This is a genomic window from Streptomyces sp. NPDC001401 (assembly GCF_042895385.1).
Classification (GTDB): Bacteria; Actinomycetota; Actinomycetes; order Streptomycetales; family Streptomycetaceae; genus Streptomyces.
This window is the reverse complement of sequence record NZ_JBIAWI010000009.1, coordinates 182,771-201,477: the sequence shown is the minus strand read 5'-3', so window position 1 is coordinate 201,477 and position 18,707 is coordinate 182,771. Positions and strand designations below refer to the sequence as shown.

Below are 18,707 nucleotides of genomic sequence, written 5' to 3'. Positions count from 1 at the left end.
TTTTCAGGTGAGGGAAAGTTCCGTGCAGTTCCGCCAGCAGGCCCTCGCCAAGCTCCAGTCGCCGGAGGAGCTCGATCTTCCGGTGCGTTTCGCCCGCCCTCAGGGCTGGCTCGTCCTGTCGGTGACGGTGGTCGCGATGGCGGCCGCCTCCGTGTGGGCGGTGACCGGCTCGGTGACCTCCACAGTGGGCGCGCCCGCCATCCTCACGCACGGTGAGGGCAGTTACATCCTGCAGAGCCCCGTCGCGGGCCAGGTCACGGCGGTGCTCGCCAAGCAGGGCGAGCGGCTGCCGGCCGGCTCCCCGGTGCTGAAGGTCCGCACGGCTCAGGGCGACACCGTCGTCCGTACCGTCGCCGCAGGCCGGATCACCGGACTCGCCGCGACCATCGGCCAGATCATCCAAACCGGCGCGAACGTCGCCGCCGTGGAGAAGGTCGCCCACGCCGGCGATCCGCTGTACGCCACGGTGTACGTCCCCGCCGAGAACGCGGCCTCCATCCCCGCGAACGCCGCCGTGGACCTGACCGTCTCGTCGGTGCCGACCCAGACGTACGGCGTGCTGCGCGGTCATGTGAAGTCGGTGGACCGCTCGGCGCAGTCGTCCCAGGAGATCGCCGCGTTCCTCGGGGACAGCCAGCTGGGCGAGCAGTTCACCAAGAAGGGCCGCCCGGTGGCCGTACTGGTCAAGCTCGACAAGTCGTCGGGCACGAAGAGCGGCTACAAGTGGTCGTCCGCGGACGGGCCGCCCTTCAGCCTCACCTCCATGACCCTGGCCTCGGGTTCGATCCGGCTGGCCGATCAGCGTCCCGTCGATTGGCTGCTGCCGTGAGCACCGCACAGGAGACGCGGAGCAGGCGCCGAGCCGCTCCGCCCAAGCGACCCGTCCCCAAGGGCAGGGCGAAGACGGTCCGCACGCCCACAGTCCTCCAGATGGAGGCCGTGGAGTGCGGCGCCGCCTCCCTCGCGATGGTGCTGGGCCACTACGGCAAGCACGTCCCGCTGGAGGAGCTGCGCATCGCGTGCGGTGTCTCCCGCGACGGCTCACGCGCCAGCAACCTGCTGAAGGCGGCGCGCAGTTACGGCCTCACGGCCAAGGGCATGCAGATGGACACGGCCGCCCTCGCCGAGGTGAAGACGCCGGCCGTCCTGTTCTGGGAGTTCAACCACTACGTCGTCTACGACGGCATGGGGCGCCGCTTCGGCCGCCGCGGCGTGTACATCAACGACCCCGGCAAGGGCCGCCGCTTTGTGCCGATGGAGGACTTCGACGGCAGCTTCACCGGTGTCGTGCTGGTCATGGAGCCCGGCGAGGGCTTCACCAAGGGCGGTCGCAAGCCCGGCATTCTGGGCGCGATGCCGGCCCGGCTGCGCGGCACCGCGGGCACCATGCCCGCCGCGGTGCTGGCGAGCCTGCTGCTGGTCGCGGTCGGCGCGGCGGTGCCCGCGCTCAGCCGGACGTACATCGACGAGTTCCTGATCGGCCAGAAGACCTCGCTGCTGGGCGTGCTGTTCGCGTCGATGGGCGCGTCCGTGCTGCTCACGGTCGTGCTGACCTGGCTGCAGCAGGCGAACCTGCTGCGCGGCCGCATCATCTCCTCCACCCTGTCCAGCGCCCGCTTCCTCAGGCATCTGCTGCGGCTGCCGGTGACGTTCTTCGCCCAGCGCAGCCCGGCCGACCTGGTGCAGCGGCTGCAGTCCAACGACCAGGTGGCCGAGACCCTGGCCCGCGACCTCGCGGCGGCGGGCGTGGACGCCGTGGTCGTCGTGCTCTACGCCGTCCTGCTCTACACCTACGACCCGCAGCTGACATTCCTCGGCATCGGCGTCGCAGTGCTGAACATCGTCGCCATGCGGGTCGTCATCCGCCTGCGCGCCACCCGCACGGCGAAGCTGCGCGCCGACAGCGCCCGGCTCACCAACACCGCCTACACCGGTCTGCAGCTGATCGAGACGATGAAGGCGACCGGCGGCGAGGACGGCTACTTCCGCAAGTGGGCCGGGCAGCACGCCACCACGCTGGAGGAGCAGCAGCGGCTCGGCGTGCCGAGCGCCTGGCTGGGTGTGGTCGCGCCGACGCTGGCCTCCCTGAACAGCGCGCTGATCCTGTGGATCGGCGGCCTGCGCGCGGTCGAGGGCGGCATCTCGGTCGGCCTGCTGGTCGCCTTCCAGGCACTGGTCACCCGCTTCACCGCTCCGATCACCCGCCTGAACGGCGTCGCGGGCCGCATCCAGGACTTCGCCGCCGACGTGGCCCGCCTCAAGGACGTCGAGAACTTCCAGGCCGACCCGCTCTACGGCCGCCCCGGTGCCGGCGACTCCACGCGCCGGCTGCACGGCCACGTCGAGCTGCAGAACATCACCTTCGGCTACAACCCGCTCGACAAGCCCCTGCTCACCGGCTTCGACCTGACGGTCGGTCCCGGCCAGCAGGTCGCCCTGGTCGGCGGCTCGGGCAGCGGCAAGTCCACGGTCTCCCGCCTGATCTCGGGCCTGTACACCCCCTGGGAGGGCGTGATCCGCATCGACGGACAGCGCCTGGACGACATCCCGCGCGGCGCCCTGGCCGCCTCGGTCTCCTTCGTCGACCAGGAGGTCTTCCTCTTCGAGGGCTCGGTACGCGACAACGTGGCCCTGTGGGATCCGTCGATCCCGGACGAAGCGGTCGTCGACGCACTGCGGGACGCCGCGCTCTACGACGTCGTGACGCGCCGCCCCGGCGGCATCCACAGCAAGGTCGAGCAGGACGGCCGCAACTTCTCGGGCGGGCAGCGCCAGCGCCTGGAGATCGCCCGGGCGCTGGTGCGCAGGCCCAGCATTCTGGTGCTGGACGAGGTGACGAGCGCCCTGGACGCGGAGACCGAGCAGGTCGTGATGGACAACCTGCGCCGGCGCGGCTGCGCCTGTGTGGTGATCGCACACCGGCTCAGCACGGTGCGCGACAGCGACGAGATCGTCGTACTCCAGCACGGCACGATCGTGGAACGCGGGCGGCACGAGGACCTGGTGACACGCGGCGGCGCGTACGCGGCGCTGGTCAGGGAGCGATGAGATGACGACCGCACAACACGAAGGCGACGTGGTTCTCGGCGCCCTCGGCGCCATGGGCACACTGGTCGACTGCTCGGGCCTGACCCGGCTCGACCTGGAAGGCCCGCAGGTGCTGTGGCTGGTCGCGGCCGGCAGCCTGGACCTGTTCGCGGTGGACGCCGTGCAGCAGGGCCACTGGCACCACCTCGGCCGTCTGGAGGCGGGCTCGCTGATCCTGGGCCCGGTCCCCGGCCCCCAGCACACCCTGGTCGCCCGCCCCTTGCGCGACTGCGTGGTGCACCGCATCGCCCTGCGCGAGCTGTACCAGACGGCCGACACCCAGACCTGGTCCTACGACGAGTACGGCAACGCCCAGTACGTCCCGCCGACGACCAGCCCGCTCGAATACGCCCTCGCCCTCGGCGTCGGCCGCAGCCTGACCGTCCTCTTCCAGGCACCGATGGCCACCGAGCGGGCTGCCGAGGTGAACGACGACGATGTCTTCTGGATGCAGGTGCCGCCGGGCAGCGTCCAGTACGGCTCGCTGTACGGCGCCGAGGCCGCCGCCGACCTGCTGATGGACCCCGCGGTCTGGCAGAGCATGGTCGACCAGCAGTACCGGCTGCTGACCACGCTGGACCGCTGGATCGAGCAGCTGGAGCGCACCCACGAGAACCGGACAGCGGCCGGCATCAAGGCCGGTGAGGCCGTCCGTGCCCAGGCCGACCGCACGCTGCTCGCCTCCATCGGCAAGTCCTCCGGCAAACGCACCACCGCCGCCGACGCGGACGCCTCGTACGCGGCGTGCAAGCTGGTCGCCGAGGCGGCCGGGATCCAGCTTGCCGAACCCGCGCAGAGCGGAACGGAGAGCGACCGCCTCGACCCGGTGGAGCTGGTGGCCATCGCCTCCCGCGTCCGCACCCGGGCCGTACGCCTGGACGGCAGCTGGTGGCGGGACAACGTCGGCCCGCTGATCGGCCACCGGGCCCTGTCGGGTGCGCCGGTCGCGCTGCTGTGGCGGCGCGGCGGCTACGTCGCCGTACATCCGTCGACCGGACGCGAGACACCGATCGAGAAGGCCAACGCGGAGGAGTTCGAGCCGCGCGCGGTGATGTTCTACCGTCCGCTGCCCGAACGGACGCTGAGCCCGCTGCGGCTGCTGCGGTTCAGCATGCGCGGCACCGGAAGCGACCTGTCCGGCCTGCTGCTCAGCGGTCTGGTGACGGTGGCGATCGGCGCGCTCGTGCCGATCGCCACCGGCAAGGTGCTGGGCGAGTTCGTCCCGAAGGCGCAGACGGGCCTGATCGTGCAGGTCTGTCTGGCCGTGATGCTCACCAGCGTCGTGGCGGCGGCCTTCATGCTGCTGGAGAACCTCACCATCCTCCGTCTGGAGGGCCGGATCGAGGCCACGCTCCAGCCGGCCGTCTGGGACCGGCTGCTCAGGCTCCCGACCAAGTTCTTCACCGAGCGCTCCACCGGCGAGCTGGCCAGCGCGGCCATGGGCATCAGCTCGATCCGCCGCCTGATGGCCGGAGTCGGGCCTGTCGTCGCCCAGTCGGTGACCGTCGGCGCGATGAACCTGGGGCTGCTGTTCTGGTACAGCCCGTCGATGGCGCTGGCGGCGATCGGCATGCTCGTCGTCATCGCGGCCGTGTTCCTCGGGCTCGGCCTGTGGCAGGTGCGCTGGCAGCGCAAACTGGTCGTGCTGAGCAACAAGCTGAACAACCAGGCCTTCCAGACCCTGCGCGGGCTGCCGAAGCTGCGGGTGGCGGCGGCCGAGAACTACGCCTACGCGGCCTGGGCCTCGGAGTTCGCGCACAGCCGTGAACTGCAGCAGAAGGTCGGCCGTATCAAGAACCTCACCACGGTGCTGGGCGCGGTCTATCTGCCGCTGTGCACCCTGCTGATGTTCATGCTGCTGGCAGGCCCGGCGCGCGGGGTGATGTCGGCGGCCGCGTTCCTGACCTTCAACACCTCGGTGACGATGGTGCTGACCTCGGTCACCTCGCTGACCAGTGCGTTCGTCTCGGCGGTGGCCGCGCTGCCGCTGTTCGAGGAGATCAAGCCGGTGCTGGAGGCCACGCCGGAGGTGCGCACGGCGAGCACCCGGCCGGGCCCGCTGTCCGGTGCGATCGAGACGCGGCGGCTCTCCTTCCGGTACACGGACGACGGTCCCCTGGTCCTGGACGACGTGTCGTTCGACATTCGCCCGGGCGAGTTCGTGGCGATCGTCGGCCCCAGCGGCTGCGGCAAGTCGACGCTGCTCAGGCTGCTGATCGGCTTCGACAAGCCGGTCTCGGGCAGTGTCCTGTACGACGGCCAGGACCTGGGCGCGCTCGACCAGTCGGCCGTGCGCCGGCAGTGCGGTGTCGTGCTGCAGCACGCGCAGCCGTTCACCGGTTCCATCCTGGACGTCATCTGCGGCACCGAGCCGTACACGCCGGAGGAGGCGATGGCGGCCGCCGAGATGGCCGGTCTCGCCGAGGACATCAAGCGGATGCCGATGGGCCTGCACACGATCGTCCAGGGCAGCGGTGCCGTCTCCGGCGGCCAGCGTCAACGCCTCATGATCGCGCAGGCGTTGATCCGCCGGCCGCGCATCCTCTTCTTCGACGAGGCGACCAGCGCCCTCGACAACGAGACGCAGCGCACGGTCATTGAGTCCACCAAGGCCCTCAACGCCACCCGCATCGTCATCGCGCACCGTCTGTCCACGGTCCTGGACGCGGACCGCGTGATCGTGATGGAGGACGGCAAGGTCGCCCAGCAGGGCCCGCCCGCGCAGCTGCTCGCGGACACGGGCGGGCGACTGCACGAGCTGGTGCGGCGGCAGATGGCGTGACGGGTCAGTCCATCCCCGGTACCGGCGCTCCGGAGGGGATCCCGGCGTCGATGTACGCCTGGTAGATCTCCTTCCAGGGCGCCTCGGCCCCGGCGTGCGGCCCCTCGGAGCGCTCGCCTCGGGCCTTCGCGTCGAGGGCGGCCAGGCACACCTCCCAACCGGCGCCGTTGCGGGCAGCGGTGTCGGCGGCCTGCAGGACGTTGGTGAGCGTGAAGCGGGTGCGCTTGTCGTCCAACTCCTCCAAGTCGAAGTGCAGCTCGTCGCCGCCCCACTCGAAGGACAGGTGCCGGGGCTCGTCGACGGCGATCACCCGGCCCGTCGACTTGGGCATGTTCGGGTCGCCGCTGAAGGCGATCGTGCCGCCGGGGCGCAGGTCGATGTCGGCGCGGGACGGGAACCACTGGGCGAGTTCATCGGCGTCGGTCACGAACTGCCAGACGCGCTCGACGGGATGGTCGTAGGTACGGCTGAAGCGGACGGCCGGGCGGCCGTCGTCCAGGGTCAGGTAGGTGCCGGTGAGATCAGCGGCCATGGTGGATCAGTCCTTCGGGGCGGGTTCCTCGGGATCGTCCGACGCCGTCTCGTCGAGGCGGCGGCCGAGCGCGTCCAGGCTGCGGTTCCACAGCCTGCGGTACGGGGCGAGCCACGCGTCGAGCTCGGCGATCGGCGCCGGGTCGAGCGCGTAGACGCGACGCTGCGCGTCCTGCCGTACCCGTACCAGGCCCGCTTCCCGCAGCACCTTCAGATGCTTGGAGGTGCTCGGCTGACTCAGACCGCACGCCTCCACGATCTCTCCCACGGGCCGCGGCCGCTCCAGGAGCAGCGCGACGATGGCCCGCCGGTGGGGATCGGCGAGGGCGGTCCAGAGCGCGGCGTCGGACATGGTTCCAATATGCCCCCACAGTTATATTCCGGTCAAGGAATATGAGACCGAGACCACACCTAGCGAAACGTTGCCGTTTCGCTCACGGAGGGTCTAGGCTACCGCTGTACGAAACCGTTTCGTTCCCGGTTTTCCGAACGACTTCCCTGGAGTGGTTCTCCATGCCCCAGAAGACCTTGACCGACAGCGCCCAGCAGGGTGCAGTCGAGGCGGCGCCCGCCGCCTCCGCGAAACGGTGGTGGATCCTCGCGGTCGTCGCCGTCGCGCAGCTGATGGTGGTCCTCGACGCCACCATCGTGAACATCGCGCTGCCGTCGGCCCAGGCCGACCTCGGGTTCTCCGACGGCAACCGGCAGTGGATCGTCACCGCCTACGCGCTGGCCTTCGCCTCCCTGCTCCTGCTCGGCGGCCGTATCGCCGACCTCTTCGGCCGCAAGACGGCCTTCCTCATAGGCGTCGTCGGCTTCGCCGGCGTCTCCGCGCTCGGCGGTGCCGCGAACGGCTTCGGCATGCTGGTCACCGCACGTGCCCTGCAGGGTGCCTTCGGCGCACTGCTCGCACCGGCCGCGCTCTCCCTGCTCAACACGACCTTCACCGACGCCCGGGAGCGCGCCAGGGCGTTCAGCGTCTACGGCGCCATCGCCGGTGCCGGCGGTGCGGTGGGCCTGCTGCTCGGCGGCGTGCTGACCGACGCGTTCGACTGGCGCTGGACGCTGTATGTGAACGTCGCGATCGCCGTCGTCGCCTTCGTGGGCGGCTGGCTGCTGCTGACCAACCACCGCGACGCCGGGAACTCCAAGCTGGACGTGCCGGGCACGGTGCTGGTCGCGGCCGGCCTGTTCTCTCTGGTCTACGGCTTCTCCAACGCCGAGACGCACGACTGGGGTTCGGCCCTGACCTGGGGCTTCCTGATCGCCGGCGGTGTGCTGCTGGCGGCCTTCGCCTGGTGGCAGACCAAGGCCGCGCATCCGCTGCTGCCGCTGCGCATCCTGCTGGACCGCAACCGGGCGGCCTCGTTCCTGGCCGTGCTGATCTCCGGCGGCGGCATGTTCGGCGTGTTCCTCTTCCTCACCTACTACCTGCAGCTGAACCTGGGCTTCAGCCCGACGAAGACCGGCATGGCCTTCCTTCCGATGGTCGGTGCCCTGATGGTGGCGGCCCAGCTCGGCACCACGGTCCTGGTGCCGCGGGTCGGACCGAAGGTGGCCGTCCCCCTGGGCTTCGCGGTCGCCGCGGCCGGTATGGCCTGGCTGACCGGGATCGGCGTCGGTTCGAGCTACGTCAGCGCGGTGCTGCCGCAGCTGATCGTGACCGGTGCCGGCCTCGGCCTCGTGATGCCGGCGGCCATGCAGCTGGCCACCGGCGGGGTGGCGGCCGAGGACGCGGGCGTCGCCTCCGCCACCGTCAACGCGATGCAGCAGGTGGGCGGTTCGATCGGCACGGCCCTGCTGAACACCCTTGCCGCGAGCGCCGCCACCGACTACCTGGCGGGCAAGGACGCGACCAGCAAGCTGGTGCAGGCCCAGGCGACGATCGAGAGCTACACCACCGCCTTCTGGTGGTCGGCGGGCCTGTTCGCCGCCGGCGCGGTGATCGCCTTCCTGCTCTTCCGCCGCGGGGTGCCGGAGCAGGACGCGGACGCCGCACCGGTCGTCCACATGTGATCGATCCGACCTGAGCCGTATGGGTCCGGGGGCTGCCGTCCGCAGGGAGACGGTGGCCCCTCTTCGCTGCCATGGTGGCCGTATGCGGAAAACGGCGGCGGCACTCGGGACCACGGTCTTCCTGTTCCTCGCGCCCGGCACCGTGGTCGTCCTGCTGCCGTGGTGGCTGACCGGCTGGCGGGCGGGCGACTGGTGGCCGCCCGTGCGCGGGCTCGGCCTGCTCCCGCTGGCCGCGGGGTCGGTCGTCCTGCTGTCGGCCTACATCCGCTTCGTGGCCGAGGGGTTGGGCACACCGGCGCCGGTCGCGCCGCCCGCGCATCTGGTGGTGGGCGGGCTGTACCGGTATGTGCGCAATCCGATGTACGTCGCGGTGGTCGCGGCGATCGGCGGCCAGGGCCTGCTGCTCGCCCGGCCGGTCCTGTTCGGATACGGCGCCTGCGCCGGCGCGGCGATGTGGGCGTTCGCAAAGTGGTACGAGGAGCCCGCGCTGGCCCGCCGGTTCGGCGCCGACTACACCCGTTACCGGCGGGCGGTGCCCGGCTGGTGGCCGCGGCTGACGCCCTGGCGCGGCGAGTGACGGGCGTTGAACCGACCGTAATTGGGTACCCACGGGCTCATGCGAATCAGCGTGGTGGATGTGGGGTCGAACACCGTCCGACTGGTTGTGGCGGATGCGGAGGGCGGGGTGCCGCTGCCGGTCCACACCGCCAAGTGGCGCCTGAGGCTGTCCGAACACGTGACGCCGGGGAGCAGCATTCCCGAGGCGGACATCGACCGGATCGCCGGGGCGGTCGCCGAGGCGAGCCGGACCGCGACCCGGTGGGGTGCGACCGGCCCCGCGGCCTTCGCGACGGCCGTGGTACGTGCCGCTCCGAACCGCCGGGAGGTACTGCGCACCGTCCGCACGCGGACCGGGGTCGGTCTGTGCACGCTGCCCGGCGAGGTCGAGGCCGAGCTGACATTCCTCGGGGCGCGGCGCTGGATGGGCTGGCGGTCGGGACCCCTCGCGCTGCTGGACATCGGCGGCGGTTCGCTCGAAGTGGCCTTCGGGCGCGGCCGGTTGCCGGACTTCGTGGCCTCGCTGCCGCTGGGCGCGGGACGGCTGACCCATGAGTTCCTCCAGGGGCAGGATCCACCGCCGCAGGAGCAGGTGCGGGCGCTGCGCCGCAAGGTCCGGCACCAGCTGCGGGACGTCGCCGCGCGGATCCGCTGGGAGGGACCGCGCACGGCGGTGGTCACCTCGCGCACGTTCCAGCAGCTGGGACGGCTGTGCGGAGCGCCGCCCGGGCGCCACGGCCCGTTCGTGGAACGGCAGTTGGAGCGCTCGGACCTACGTCGTGCCGTCGACCGCCTGGCCGCCCTGCCCGCCGCCGAACGCGCCCGGCTTCCCGGCATCTCCGCGCCGCGCGCCGAGCAGAGCCTGGCCGGCGCGGTGGTCGCCCACACCGCGATGAAGCTGACCGGCCTCAGAGTGGTCACGATCTGTCCCTGGGCGATCCGCGAGGGAGTCCTGCTGCGCCAGATCGAGGACGGCTCGTCCTGGTGGGCGAAGATGAACCGTCTCGACGAGGCGCCCCCTCCCCCGGATCCGGTGCCCCTGCGCATCGCGGCCGCGACACACTGAGGGAAGAAGCCCGCCGTCAGCCGTTGCACGCGCGAAATGTCAAGTGCTTCCATTCCAATTCACCAGGTCGAGTGAACCAGATCTTGCGCTCGGCGTGTCAGGGATGTTCTCCCGCACGCCGGGGAAACTACCGAGATCGAATGCGCCCTACGCCTAGGTGGAGCGGACATGACGCCGCATGCGGACGACCGCGCTTCCGAACCGCCCGCGGCGAACCCACATGCCCGCACTCGGGCCGGCAGTCGGTTCACCGTGGTGGAGGTCGCGGGTGAGATCGATCTGGCGACCGCGGGGTTCCTCCTGGAACACCTGGACGCCGCGACCGCATGGCCGGTCCCGGATGTGCTGGTCGACCTGCGGCAGGTCGAGTTCTTCGACTGCTCGGGCCTGCGCGTGCTGTGCCGGGCCGAGTCGCGGGCCCGGGAGCGCGGTGGCCGGCTGCGCATCGTCTCCGACACACCCGGCATCCGCCGGCTGCTGAGCGGTGCGGGACTGCTGGGACGCTTTCCGCCCCTCCCCGCGATCCCCGGGGAGGGGCGGAACTGATGCCAGGAGTCGGCGGGCGGCCCCACTCCGCCCGGCCGACCCCTGGTGCGAGATCAACGGGTACCCCGCGACAAGGGACTCGCACTCCCCACAAGCGCGCCTCTTCAGATGTGCGCGAGGACTCCGCGATCCCGGTCTCTCAGAACGTGAAGACGCTGGTCCCGTAGGAGTTCTTCACGCACTCGTTGGCGAAGGTCCGTTCGTAGGAGACGCGCTTGCCCTGCCAGACGCCGTCGACCGTGACAACGACCGGGTCGTACAGCTTCGTGCACATGACGTCGCCTCTCACCCCCAGGGCGTCGAAGTCGCCGCCGGCGCCGCGTAGTTCGGCGCAGGCGACGGCTGCGGCCGGGTGGGTGCCGGAGGCCGTCGGGGCGCAGGTCAGGGTGACGGCCCGCAGCGGGGTCGCTTCGGCCGCGCTGTTGCCGTGGCCGACGGTGAGCACCAGGGCCGAGGGGGCGTAGAGCGAGGCGGGGGCGGCGGCCGGGGTGGCGAGGGCGGCCCCGGTCAGGGGTCCGCAGACGGCGGTGGCCGTAAGGGCGAGGGTGGCTGCCCAGCGCGCGGTGTTCCGCATTGTGTGCATCCTTCCGCAGGATTCGAGGGTGTGCCGGCCCGTTCTGGGTTGGTGCCGGACCGGCGAGCGCGAGTCTGCCGAGTCCGCGGCGGAAACACACCTCGACCCCACGCGTTTCAGTAACCTTGCGTGTTGAATCAGTGGCGTGAAGTCACGGAATTCGAACGTTCAAACCCCGGAACTGAGCGGTTCTTGATCGCCCGAAGCAGCCAAGTGGCTGGTTTCCTGCGCTTCGTTAATAGGCCTGAAACATTCCGGTTGAGCCGTCCGCGGACTCCCCCCGCGGTCCCTTGCATTCATGGACGCATCGAGTAATCGTGATTACATGATTACGACAGAGCAACGAGAGAAGCTGCGCGGCTGGTTCGCCGGCCGTCTGCCCGACGACCTCTTCGAGGAGCTGGCCGAGATCACGGTCGACCGCGAGGAGATCACCGTGATCGGCCGCATCCCCGAACCCCGGCTCGCCGAGGGCGCCTCGGCCGCCGAGCGGGAGGCCGCGACCGAGAGCCGGATCCAGGAGTTCCGGGAGCGCACCCGGGAGGCCCGGATCGAGGTGGCCCGCGAGGCCGAGCACCGCTTCCGCCGGAAGGTCTCCTGGGGTGTGGAGTGCGGCGGCGAGCGCGCCCTGTTCACACACGTGGCCGCGCCCGTGATGACCCGGCTGCGCCAGCCCGAGCGCCAGGTCCTCGACACCCTGATCGCCGGCGGGGTCGCCCGCAGCCGCAGCGACGCCCTCGCCTGGTGCGTGCGCCTGGTCCAGCGCCACACCGACGACTGGCTCACCGAGCTGCGGGAATCCCTCGAACACGTCCAGCGGGTGCGGGCACAGGGCCCGGACACGGAGCCGGAGGACGCGCCGACGGACACCCCGGCCGACGCCCCGGCGGCGGACGACGAGTGATGGAGGATCCGTACACTCCCAGCCCGAAAGATGGATGAACCGTCCTCTGGCACGGGTTCCGCCCACCGCCGTACGGTCGGCAGACCGCCGAGAGGACGGCCGCCATGCCCGCCGCACACCCCTGCGCCGGCGACCGGCCGTCCATCCCGCCGCGCCACCACGCGCTCCACCGACCCGCCCCCGCTGGAGCCCCCTTGTCCCCGCAATCGTCCGACTCCCCCGGCACGCCGCCGTCCCTCACCGAGGTCGAGGCGCACGGCGTCGAGCGCATCCCCGACGCGGACCGCACCGCGACCCCGCTCGACCTGTTCCGGCTCGCCTTCGGCGGCGCCAACACCTTCTCCACCTGTGTCCTGGGCGCCTTCCCGATCCTTTTCGGCCTCTCCTTCTGGCAGGGCCTCGCGGCCACGCTCCTCGGCGTCCTCGCGGGCGCGCTGATCCTTTGCCCGATGGCCGTGTTCGGCCCGGTCAACGGCACCAACAACGCTGTCTCCTCCTCCGCGCACCTGGGCGTGCACGGCCGCGTGGTCGGCTCGTTCCTGTCGCTGCTGACCGCGATCGCGTTCTTCTCGATCTCGGTGTGGAGCTCCGGGGATGCCCTGGTCGGCGGCGCGCACCGGCTCTTCGGCCTGCAGCGCAGCAACCTGTCGTACGTCGTCGCGTATGCGCTGTTCGCCGCTCTGGTCCTCGCGGTCTGCGTGTACGGCTTCCGGTTCATGCTGTTCGTCAACAAGGTCGCCGTGGCCTCGGCGACCGTGCTGTTCCTGCTCGGCGCCATCGCCTTCGCCGGCGACTTCGACCCGTCATACGCCGGTGTCTTCACGGACTCGGCGGACGCGGCGACCAAGTCCCTGTTCTGGCCGTCGTTCATCGGTGCGGCGCTGATCGTGCTGTCCAACCCCGTGTCGTTCGGGGCGTTCCTCGGCGACTGGTCGCGCTACATCCCGGCGAGCACCCCGCGCCGCCGGGTGATCGGTGCCGCGTTCCTGTCGCAGATCGCGACGCTGCTGCCGTTCGTCTTCGGCCTGGCGACCGCGAGCATCATCGCGGCGAAGGCCCCGAAGTACGTCGACCCGGCGGCCCCCGACTTCGTCGGCGGGCTGCTCGCCATCTCACCGACCTGGTACTTCCTGCCGGTGTGCCTGCTCGCCCTGATCGGCGGCATGTCGACGGGCACGACCTCGCTCTACGGCACCGGGCTCGACTTCTCCTCCGTGTTCCCGCGGCTGTCGCGGGTGCAGGCGACGGTGCTGGTGGGTGTGCTGTCGATCGCGTTCATCTTCATCGGCCGCTTCGGGCTCGATCTCGTCCAGTCCATCTCCACCTTCGCCACGATGATCATCACGTGCACCACGCCGTGGATGGTCGTCATGATGCTGGGCTTCTTCACCCGCCGCGGCTGGTACGACCCGGACGCCCTCCAGGTCTTCAACCGCCGTCAGCGCGGCGGCCGTTACTGGTTCGCGCACGGCTGGAACTGGCGGGGCATGACCGCGTGGTGGGTGTCCGCGCTCATCGGCGTCCTGTTCACCAACATCCCGGGGCAGTTCGTCGGCCCGCTGGGCGACCTCGCGAACGGCATCGACATCAGTCTGCCGCTGTCGCTGGTCGTGGCCGCGGTGCTGTACCTGGCGCTGCTGCGGCTGTTCCCCGAGCCGCGAGCGGCGTACGGGCCGGAGGGGGCGCGGTTTGCCCGCATGGTCGAGGTGCCGGTGCCGTCGATCACGGGGCCGCAGGCGTCGTCAGTGCCTTCGGCTACGTTGCTGCCATGACTGAATTCGTTCTGGTGGCGGGTGCCAAGCTGGGGGCGTGGGCTTGGGACGAGGTGGTGGCCGAGCTGCGGGCGGCCGGGCACGGGGCCCATGCGCTGACGCTGTCCGGGCTCGCCGAGAAGCGGGGCATGCCGGCCGGGCAGCAGACGCATGTGCAGGACATCGTCGACGCGGTGGAGCAGCTCGATCTGCGGGACGTGGTGCTGGTCGGGCACAGCTACTCGGGAATACCCGTGGGGCAGGCGGCTGAGCGGATCGGCGACCGGCTGGCGCGGGTGGTGTACGTCGACGCGAGTGTCCCCGCGGACGGCAAGTCGTTCCTGTGGGGCTGGGACAGCGACGGGGTGCGGGCGGCGATCGCGGAGAACGGCGGCTTCTGGCAGGCCTTCTCGGCGGAGGACCTTCAGGGGCAGGGCCTCACGGAGGAGCAGATCGACCGCATCGTGCGCGGCGCGACCGCCCATCCGGGCGCCTCGCTCACCGAACCGGCCGTGCTGACCCGCTCCCCTGCCGAACTGCCGGCGACCTACGTCAAGTGCCTGCTGGACTGGCCCGAGCCGAGCGACGAGGTGGCCGAGCTCCTCAAGAGCGAAACGTGGAACCTGGTCGAGTTGGACACCGGTCACTGGCCGATGTTCTCGCAGCCACGCGAACTGGCCCGCATCCTGCGCGAATCGGCCGTCGCCCCCTGAGTCTCCAGCCAACCTACCCGCCGGTATCGTCAGCGTGCAGCGCGTTCTCAGCGACGAGAGGCGGGACCACCCCATGGCCAAGCACTGGGCGGACTTCCAGTACGAGATCTATCTCAACGGGATGTCGGGCGCCGTACCGAGGCTGCCCACCGATCTGACCCGCCTGGAGGAGCTGACCGAGCAGCGGCTCGGCCCCGGGCCCGTCGGCTATGTCGCCGGCAGTGCGGGCGACGGCAGTACGGCGCGGGCGAACCGGGCGGCTCTCCAGCGCCGGCGGATCGTCCCGCGCATGCTGCGGGACGTCCACGAACGCGATCTGTCCGTCGAGGTGTTGGGCCGCGCCCTGCCCGCCCCGCTGGCGCTGGCGCCGGTCGGCGTGCTGTCGATCATGCACCCGGACGCCGAGTCCGCGGCCGCCCGGGCCGCCGCCGCGCAGGGCGTGCCGTACATCCTGTCCTCGGCCTCCAGCACGCCGATGGAGCAGGTCGCCGACGCGATGGGCGACGCGGAGCGCTGGTTCCAGCTGTACTGGGCCAAGGACCCCGAGGTGACACGGAGTTTCCTGAACCGGGCGAAGGCGGCCGGGTTCACCGCGCTGGTCGTCACCCTCGACACGCCGCTGCTGGCCTGGCGCCCGCGCGACCTCGACCAGGCCTATCTCCCGTTCCTGCACGGCGTCGGCACCGCCAACTACTTCTCCGACCCGGCTTTCCAGGCGGGCCTGGCGAAACCGGTGCTCGAGGACCCGAACGCTGCCGTGCTGCACTTCGTGGGCATGTTCGCGGACCCCGGCAAGACGTGGCCGGACCTGGCGTTCCTGCGGGAGAACTGGGACGGCCCGATCGTCCTCAAGGGCATCCTGCACCCGGACGACGCCCGGCTCGCCGCCGACGCCGGGATGGACGGCGTGGTCGTCTCCAACCACGGCGGCCGCCAGGTGGCCGGCTCCGTGGCCGCCGCCGACGCGCTGCCCCGGGTCGCCGAGGCGGTCGGCGACCGGCTGACCGTCCTGTTCGACAGCGGCGTCCGCACCGGAGACGACGTCTTCAAGGCACTCGCGCTCGGCGCTCAGGCGGTGCTGCTGGGGCGGCCGTACGTGTACGGGCTCGGGCTCGACGGACAGGCGGGCGTCGAGCATGTGATCCGCTGTCTGCTCGCCGAGTTCGACCTCACTCTCGCCCTGTCCGGACACGCCACGCCCGCCACGATCGGCTCCGCCGACCTCATCGAGGAATCCGTATGACCACCGCTCCGAAAAACGTTCTCGCCGTCGTCGCCCCGCACGTCGGGGGCCGCGCCGCCGGCGCCGGACTCGCCACGCTCTTTCCCGGCGAGGCGAACGTCACGGTCGTCGAGGCGACCGACGAGGACCCGGCCGCCCTCCGCGCAGCACACGTGATCATCACAGCGCTCTCCCCCGTGACCGCCGAACATCTCGCCGCCGCACCGGACTTGGAGCTGGTGCAGTGTGCGAGCCACGGCTTCGAGTACGTCGACGTGGACGCGGCGCGCGCCCGGGACGTACTCGTGTGCAACATCGGCTCCAGCGGCGCCGAGTCGCAGAACGTGGCCGAGCAGACCTTCGCTCTCATGCTCGCGCTGGCCAAGCAGCTGATCCCCGCGCACACGGCGCTCGTCGAGGCGGACTGGGCGCTGCCCCGCCTGCAGCGCTCCCTCACCGAACTCTGCGGCAAGACGCTCGGCATCGTCGGACTCGGTGGCATCGGGCAGGAAGTCGCCCGCCGTGCGGTCGCGTTCGACATGACCATCGTGTATGCCGGTCGCCGCAGGCTGCCTCAGGAGACGGAGGCCCGGCTCGGCGGGGCCCGCCACGTCCCGCTCGACGAGCTGCTGCGCACGGCCGACTACGTCTCCCTGCACGCGCCGCTCACCGACCGGACCCGGCATCTGCTCGACGCCGAGCGGCTCGCCCTGCTCAAGCCGACGGCGTTCGTGATCAACACGGCGCGGGGCGCCCTCATCGACCAGGACGCCCTCGCGGACGCGCTGGAGAAGGGCGCCCTGGCCGGGGCGGGCATCGACGTCTTCGACCCCGAACCGCCCACCCCGGCCCTGCGCCTGCTCAAGTCGCCGAACGTGGTGCTCTCGCCGCACGTCGGCGGGGTGACCCGCGAAACCCTGGTCCGCATCGCGCTGGCCGCCGTGCAGAACGTGGCCGACTTCCTGACGGGCGGGGAAGCGCGGGACGTTGTCGGCTAGCGGTCACCCCAGAGAACCGACAGCCGCCACGATCCCGCACCCCCGAGCGACTAGGCGCTCTTCTCGGACAACTCCGCCGGCCGAGACGCAGGCGTCTCCGTCCCGGTGATCGACAGCGAGCCCGGGGTCGCCGTCGACGTCGGGTCGGCCAGCCAGCGTTGCGCCCGGGAGCCGTCGCGGACCTTGACGACGATGTCCGCGCCCGGCTCCTCGGCGGTGGCGGCCAGGGCCAGCTGCTCGTCCCAGCGGGGCAGCAACTCCCCCTGCACGGTGAGGTCGTAGCGCACGTCGTCGCCCCGCTTGTCCTTCTCGGCGGCGCACGTGCCGAGGACGGCCACGCCCGCGTCCACGTGCGAGTCCAGGCACAGGTCGGGGTCCGCCGCGCTGCGCAGCAGGCCGTCCTTGGCGAACGACCACTGCTGGGTGTCTGCGTCCGAGCACGCCGCCAGCTGGGTCCCGGCGCCGGCCTTCACCTTGCCCGTGATGTCGAGGCAGAGGTCGGCGCCGGCGTTGCGCAGTCTCGACTGCCCCGGAACCGTGGGGAGTTGGGCGGTTCCGGGTGACGACTGGGAGCCGACGCCCGGTGCCGTGCCTCCGCCGGCGCTGGTGGAGGCGGCCGGGTCGACGCCGTCGTCGTGCGACCACAGGCCGCCCGCGAACAGCGTGGCGAGCAGCCCGGCGGAGGCGACGCCCACCCCGGTCAGCAGCGCCCGCGAGTTCCGGGGCGCCCCCGGCGGCCGCCGACCAGGCAGCGGAATACGGGGCAGGATGCGCGGGCGTCCTCCGCCGTGCCGCCCGGAGCCGCTCGTGCGCGCGCCCTGCCCCGCACGGCCGGGGCGGGAGTCGAGGTAGCGGCGGGCACCCCAGCCGAGCACCGCCTCGGCGAGAAGGACCCCCAACCCGCCCTCGAAATGGCTCAGTTGCTCGGCGGCAAAACGGCAGTAGCGGCATTCCGCCAGATGCTGCTGGACATCCGGCAGCAGGGCCCCGCCCCGGCGAATCGGAACATCGAGGAGGCGGTTGTAGAACCGGCAATCCTTGCTCGGCGCGAGTTCCCGATGGGCATGTACACAACCTTCACGGAATTTTTCACGCGCCTGTTCGAGTGCCGCCGACGCGGTGTCGGTATCCATGCCGAGCAGACCGGCGGGAACGGATATGGACTCCGCTTCGACCTCGGTGTGCCAGAGCAGACACCGGGAGAGTCCGGGAAGGGCCTGGAATGAACGCTCGGCGAGCTTGCGGTTTTCGGGCGTCATGGACTTCGTCGTACGCATACCGCGGCCGCCGGAGGCTTTCTGCAGCTCCGGCAGAACACTGGATATCCGGTCCGCGGCGGACCACACCCCGACCGTGTCCCGTACGGCCAACAGAAGCCGGGGGCGCACCGCGAGCGCGGGCTCACCCAGCGCCAGCCGGTCGAGGACCTGGTGGAAGGCGGCCGCCGTCACGATGGAGGCGAGGTCGGCCGGGGAGGCGAGGCAGATGGCCGCGTAGTCGCGGGCGGGCTGCCAGTGCCGTGCCATCAGCAGCGCGACGGATTGGGCGACCTCGCCGTCGGGACGGCCCCTGAGCCGGGTGGCCAGGTTCTCGTCGGATTCTCCGGGAGCCCCGCCGGGCGGCGGGTAAGGGGGACGAGGTGGGTGGGGGGTGGACACTGAGCGGATTCCTTCCCACGCGCATGGAACACACAGGAGGGCGTGAATTCAGGTATGTCCGTCCGGCCCGGTTTCCGATTGGCCGATCGACACCCGGCCATTACACCCCCCGCACGAGTAGTTCACCCTTGCACAACACACTCATGACCAACAAGGCACTTGGGCAACATCCGCCTCTTTGAAAGTTGGTCAGAAACGGCGACAACTCGCCTCACCCGCATGAGCTTTCGTCATTCCATGCGCCCCGTGTGAAACAGGCGCCCGCGCCGGAGCACCGCGCACGCTCCCGGCGCGCACCACC

At 71.1% G+C, this 18,707-nt stretch carries 16 protein-coding genes; 12 read left to right on the top strand and 4 right to left on the bottom strand.

Features of this window, described 5'->3' with window-relative positions; all coding sequences use genetic code 11:
- Window positions 1-22: 22 nt before the first annotated feature.
- The 3 genes from ACFY10_RS28535 to ACFY10_RS28525 are packed head-to-tail and all read left to right on the top strand — an operon-like array spanning window position 23 to window position 5,869.
- Window positions 23-829 (top strand): HlyD family efflux transporter periplasmic adaptor subunit, encoded by an 807-nt coding sequence (locus ACFY10_RS28535; protein WP_390668060.1) that lies wholly within the window; start codon window positions 23-25, stop codon window positions 827-829.
- A complete protein-coding gene (locus ACFY10_RS28530) occupies window positions 826-3,048 on the top strand; it encodes an NHLP family bacteriocin export ABC transporter peptidase/permease/ATPase subunit (RefSeq protein WP_390668059.1) in 2,223 nt (740 codons plus the stop codon). The genes ACFY10_RS28535 and ACFY10_RS28530 overlap by 4 nt, the downstream gene beginning before the upstream one ends.
- 1 nt (window position 3,049) lies before the next feature.
- The gene (locus tag ACFY10_RS28525) at window positions 3,050-5,869 is read left to right on the top strand and encodes an NHLP bacteriocin export ABC transporter permease/ATPase subunit (RefSeq protein ID WP_390668058.1); all 2,820 of its coding nucleotides are present in this window, start codon (window positions 3,050-3,052) and stop codon (window positions 5,867-5,869) included.
- A gap of 4 nt (window positions 5,870-5,873) precedes the next feature.
- Here the strand turns inward: ACFY10_RS28525 and ACFY10_RS28520 are convergent, their stop codons facing one another.
- Window positions 5,874-6,401, bottom strand: a complete 528-nt coding sequence (locus ACFY10_RS28520) for an SRPBCC family protein (RefSeq protein WP_390668057.1) — start codon at window positions 6,399-6,401, stop codon at window positions 5,874-5,876.
- 6 nt (window positions 6,402-6,407) lie between these two features.
- Entirely contained in the window at window positions 6,408-6,752 is a 345-nt protein-coding gene (locus ACFY10_RS28515) for an ArsR/SmtB family transcription factor (RefSeq protein ID WP_390668056.1), read from the bottom strand.
- 161 nt (window positions 6,753-6,913) lie between these two features.
- On the opposite strand from ACFY10_RS28515, the gene ACFY10_RS28510 reads away from it, so the two are divergent.
- The 4 genes from ACFY10_RS28510 (at window position 6,914) to ACFY10_RS28495 (ending at window position 10,586) form a co-directional block, all read left to right on the top strand.
- On the top strand, window positions 6,914-8,416 hold the full coding sequence (locus ACFY10_RS28510) for an MFS transporter (protein ID WP_390668055.1): 1,503 nt from the start codon (window positions 6,914-6,916) through the stop codon (window positions 8,414-8,416).
- A gap of 82 nt (window positions 8,417-8,498) precedes the next feature.
- A complete protein-coding gene (locus ACFY10_RS28505; RefSeq protein WP_390668054.1) occupies window positions 8,499-8,993 on the top strand; it encodes a methyltransferase family protein in 495 nt (164 codons plus the stop codon).
- A gap of 39 nt (window positions 8,994-9,032) precedes the next feature.
- Window positions 9,033-10,040, top strand: coding sequence for a Ppx/GppA family phosphatase (locus tag ACFY10_RS28500; RefSeq protein ID WP_390668053.1), 1,008 nt, complete (start codon window positions 9,033-9,035; stop codon window positions 10,038-10,040).
- A gap of 168 nt (window positions 10,041-10,208) precedes the next feature.
- A complete protein-coding gene (locus ACFY10_RS28495) occupies window positions 10,209-10,586 on the top strand; it encodes an STAS domain-containing protein (protein WP_390668052.1) in 378 nt (125 codons plus the stop codon).
- A gap of 139 nt (window positions 10,587-10,725) precedes the next feature.
- Here ACFY10_RS28495 and ACFY10_RS28490 read toward each other — a convergent pair whose 3' ends face one another.
- Window positions 10,726-11,160 carry a protease inhibitor gene (locus ACFY10_RS28490; RefSeq protein ID WP_390668051.1) on the bottom strand — a complete coding sequence of 145 codons (435 nt, stop codon included), beginning with the start codon at window positions 11,158-11,160 and terminating at the stop codon, window positions 10,726-10,728.
- A 325-nt stretch (window positions 11,161-11,485) separates the two neighbouring features.
- On the opposite strand from ACFY10_RS28490, the gene ACFY10_RS28485 reads away from it, so the two are divergent.
- The 5 genes from ACFY10_RS28485 (at window position 11,486) to ACFY10_RS28465 (ending at window position 16,748) form a co-directional block, all read left to right on the top strand.
- Window positions 11,486-12,064, top strand: coding sequence for a hypothetical protein (locus tag ACFY10_RS28485; RefSeq protein ID WP_390668050.1), 579 nt, complete (start codon window positions 11,486-11,488; stop codon window positions 12,062-12,064).
- Window positions 12,065-12,258: 194 nt separating this feature from the next.
- Window positions 12,259-13,836, top strand: a complete 1,578-nt coding sequence (locus tag ACFY10_RS28480) for a purine-cytosine permease family protein (RefSeq protein WP_390668049.1) — start codon at window positions 12,259-12,261, stop codon at window positions 13,834-13,836.
- On the top strand, window positions 13,833-14,528 hold the full coding sequence (locus tag ACFY10_RS28475; protein WP_390668048.1) for an alpha/beta fold hydrolase: 696 nt from the start codon (window positions 13,833-13,835) through the stop codon (window positions 14,526-14,528). Before ACFY10_RS28480 ends, ACFY10_RS28475 begins: the two co-directional genes overlap by 4 nt.
- Window positions 14,529-14,601: 73 nt before the next feature.
- Window positions 14,602-15,771: a lactate 2-monooxygenase gene (locus ACFY10_RS28470; protein WP_390668244.1), complete on the top strand. Its 1,170-nt coding sequence runs from the start codon at window positions 14,602-14,604 to the stop codon at window positions 15,769-15,771.
- Window positions 15,768-16,748: a 2-hydroxyacid dehydrogenase gene (locus tag ACFY10_RS28465; RefSeq protein WP_390668047.1), complete on the top strand. Its 981-nt coding sequence runs from the start codon at window positions 15,768-15,770 to the stop codon at window positions 16,746-16,748. Before ACFY10_RS28470 ends, ACFY10_RS28465 begins: the two co-directional genes overlap by 4 nt.
- A gap of 50 nt (window positions 16,749-16,798) precedes the next feature.
- Here the strand turns inward: ACFY10_RS28465 and ACFY10_RS28460 are convergent, their stop codons facing one another.
- Window positions 16,799-18,406 carry an RICIN domain-containing protein gene (locus ACFY10_RS28460; RefSeq protein ID WP_390668046.1) on the bottom strand — a complete coding sequence of 536 codons (1,608 nt, stop codon included), beginning with the start codon at window positions 18,404-18,406 and terminating at the stop codon, window positions 16,799-16,801.
- Window positions 18,407-18,707 lie beyond the last annotated feature (301 nt).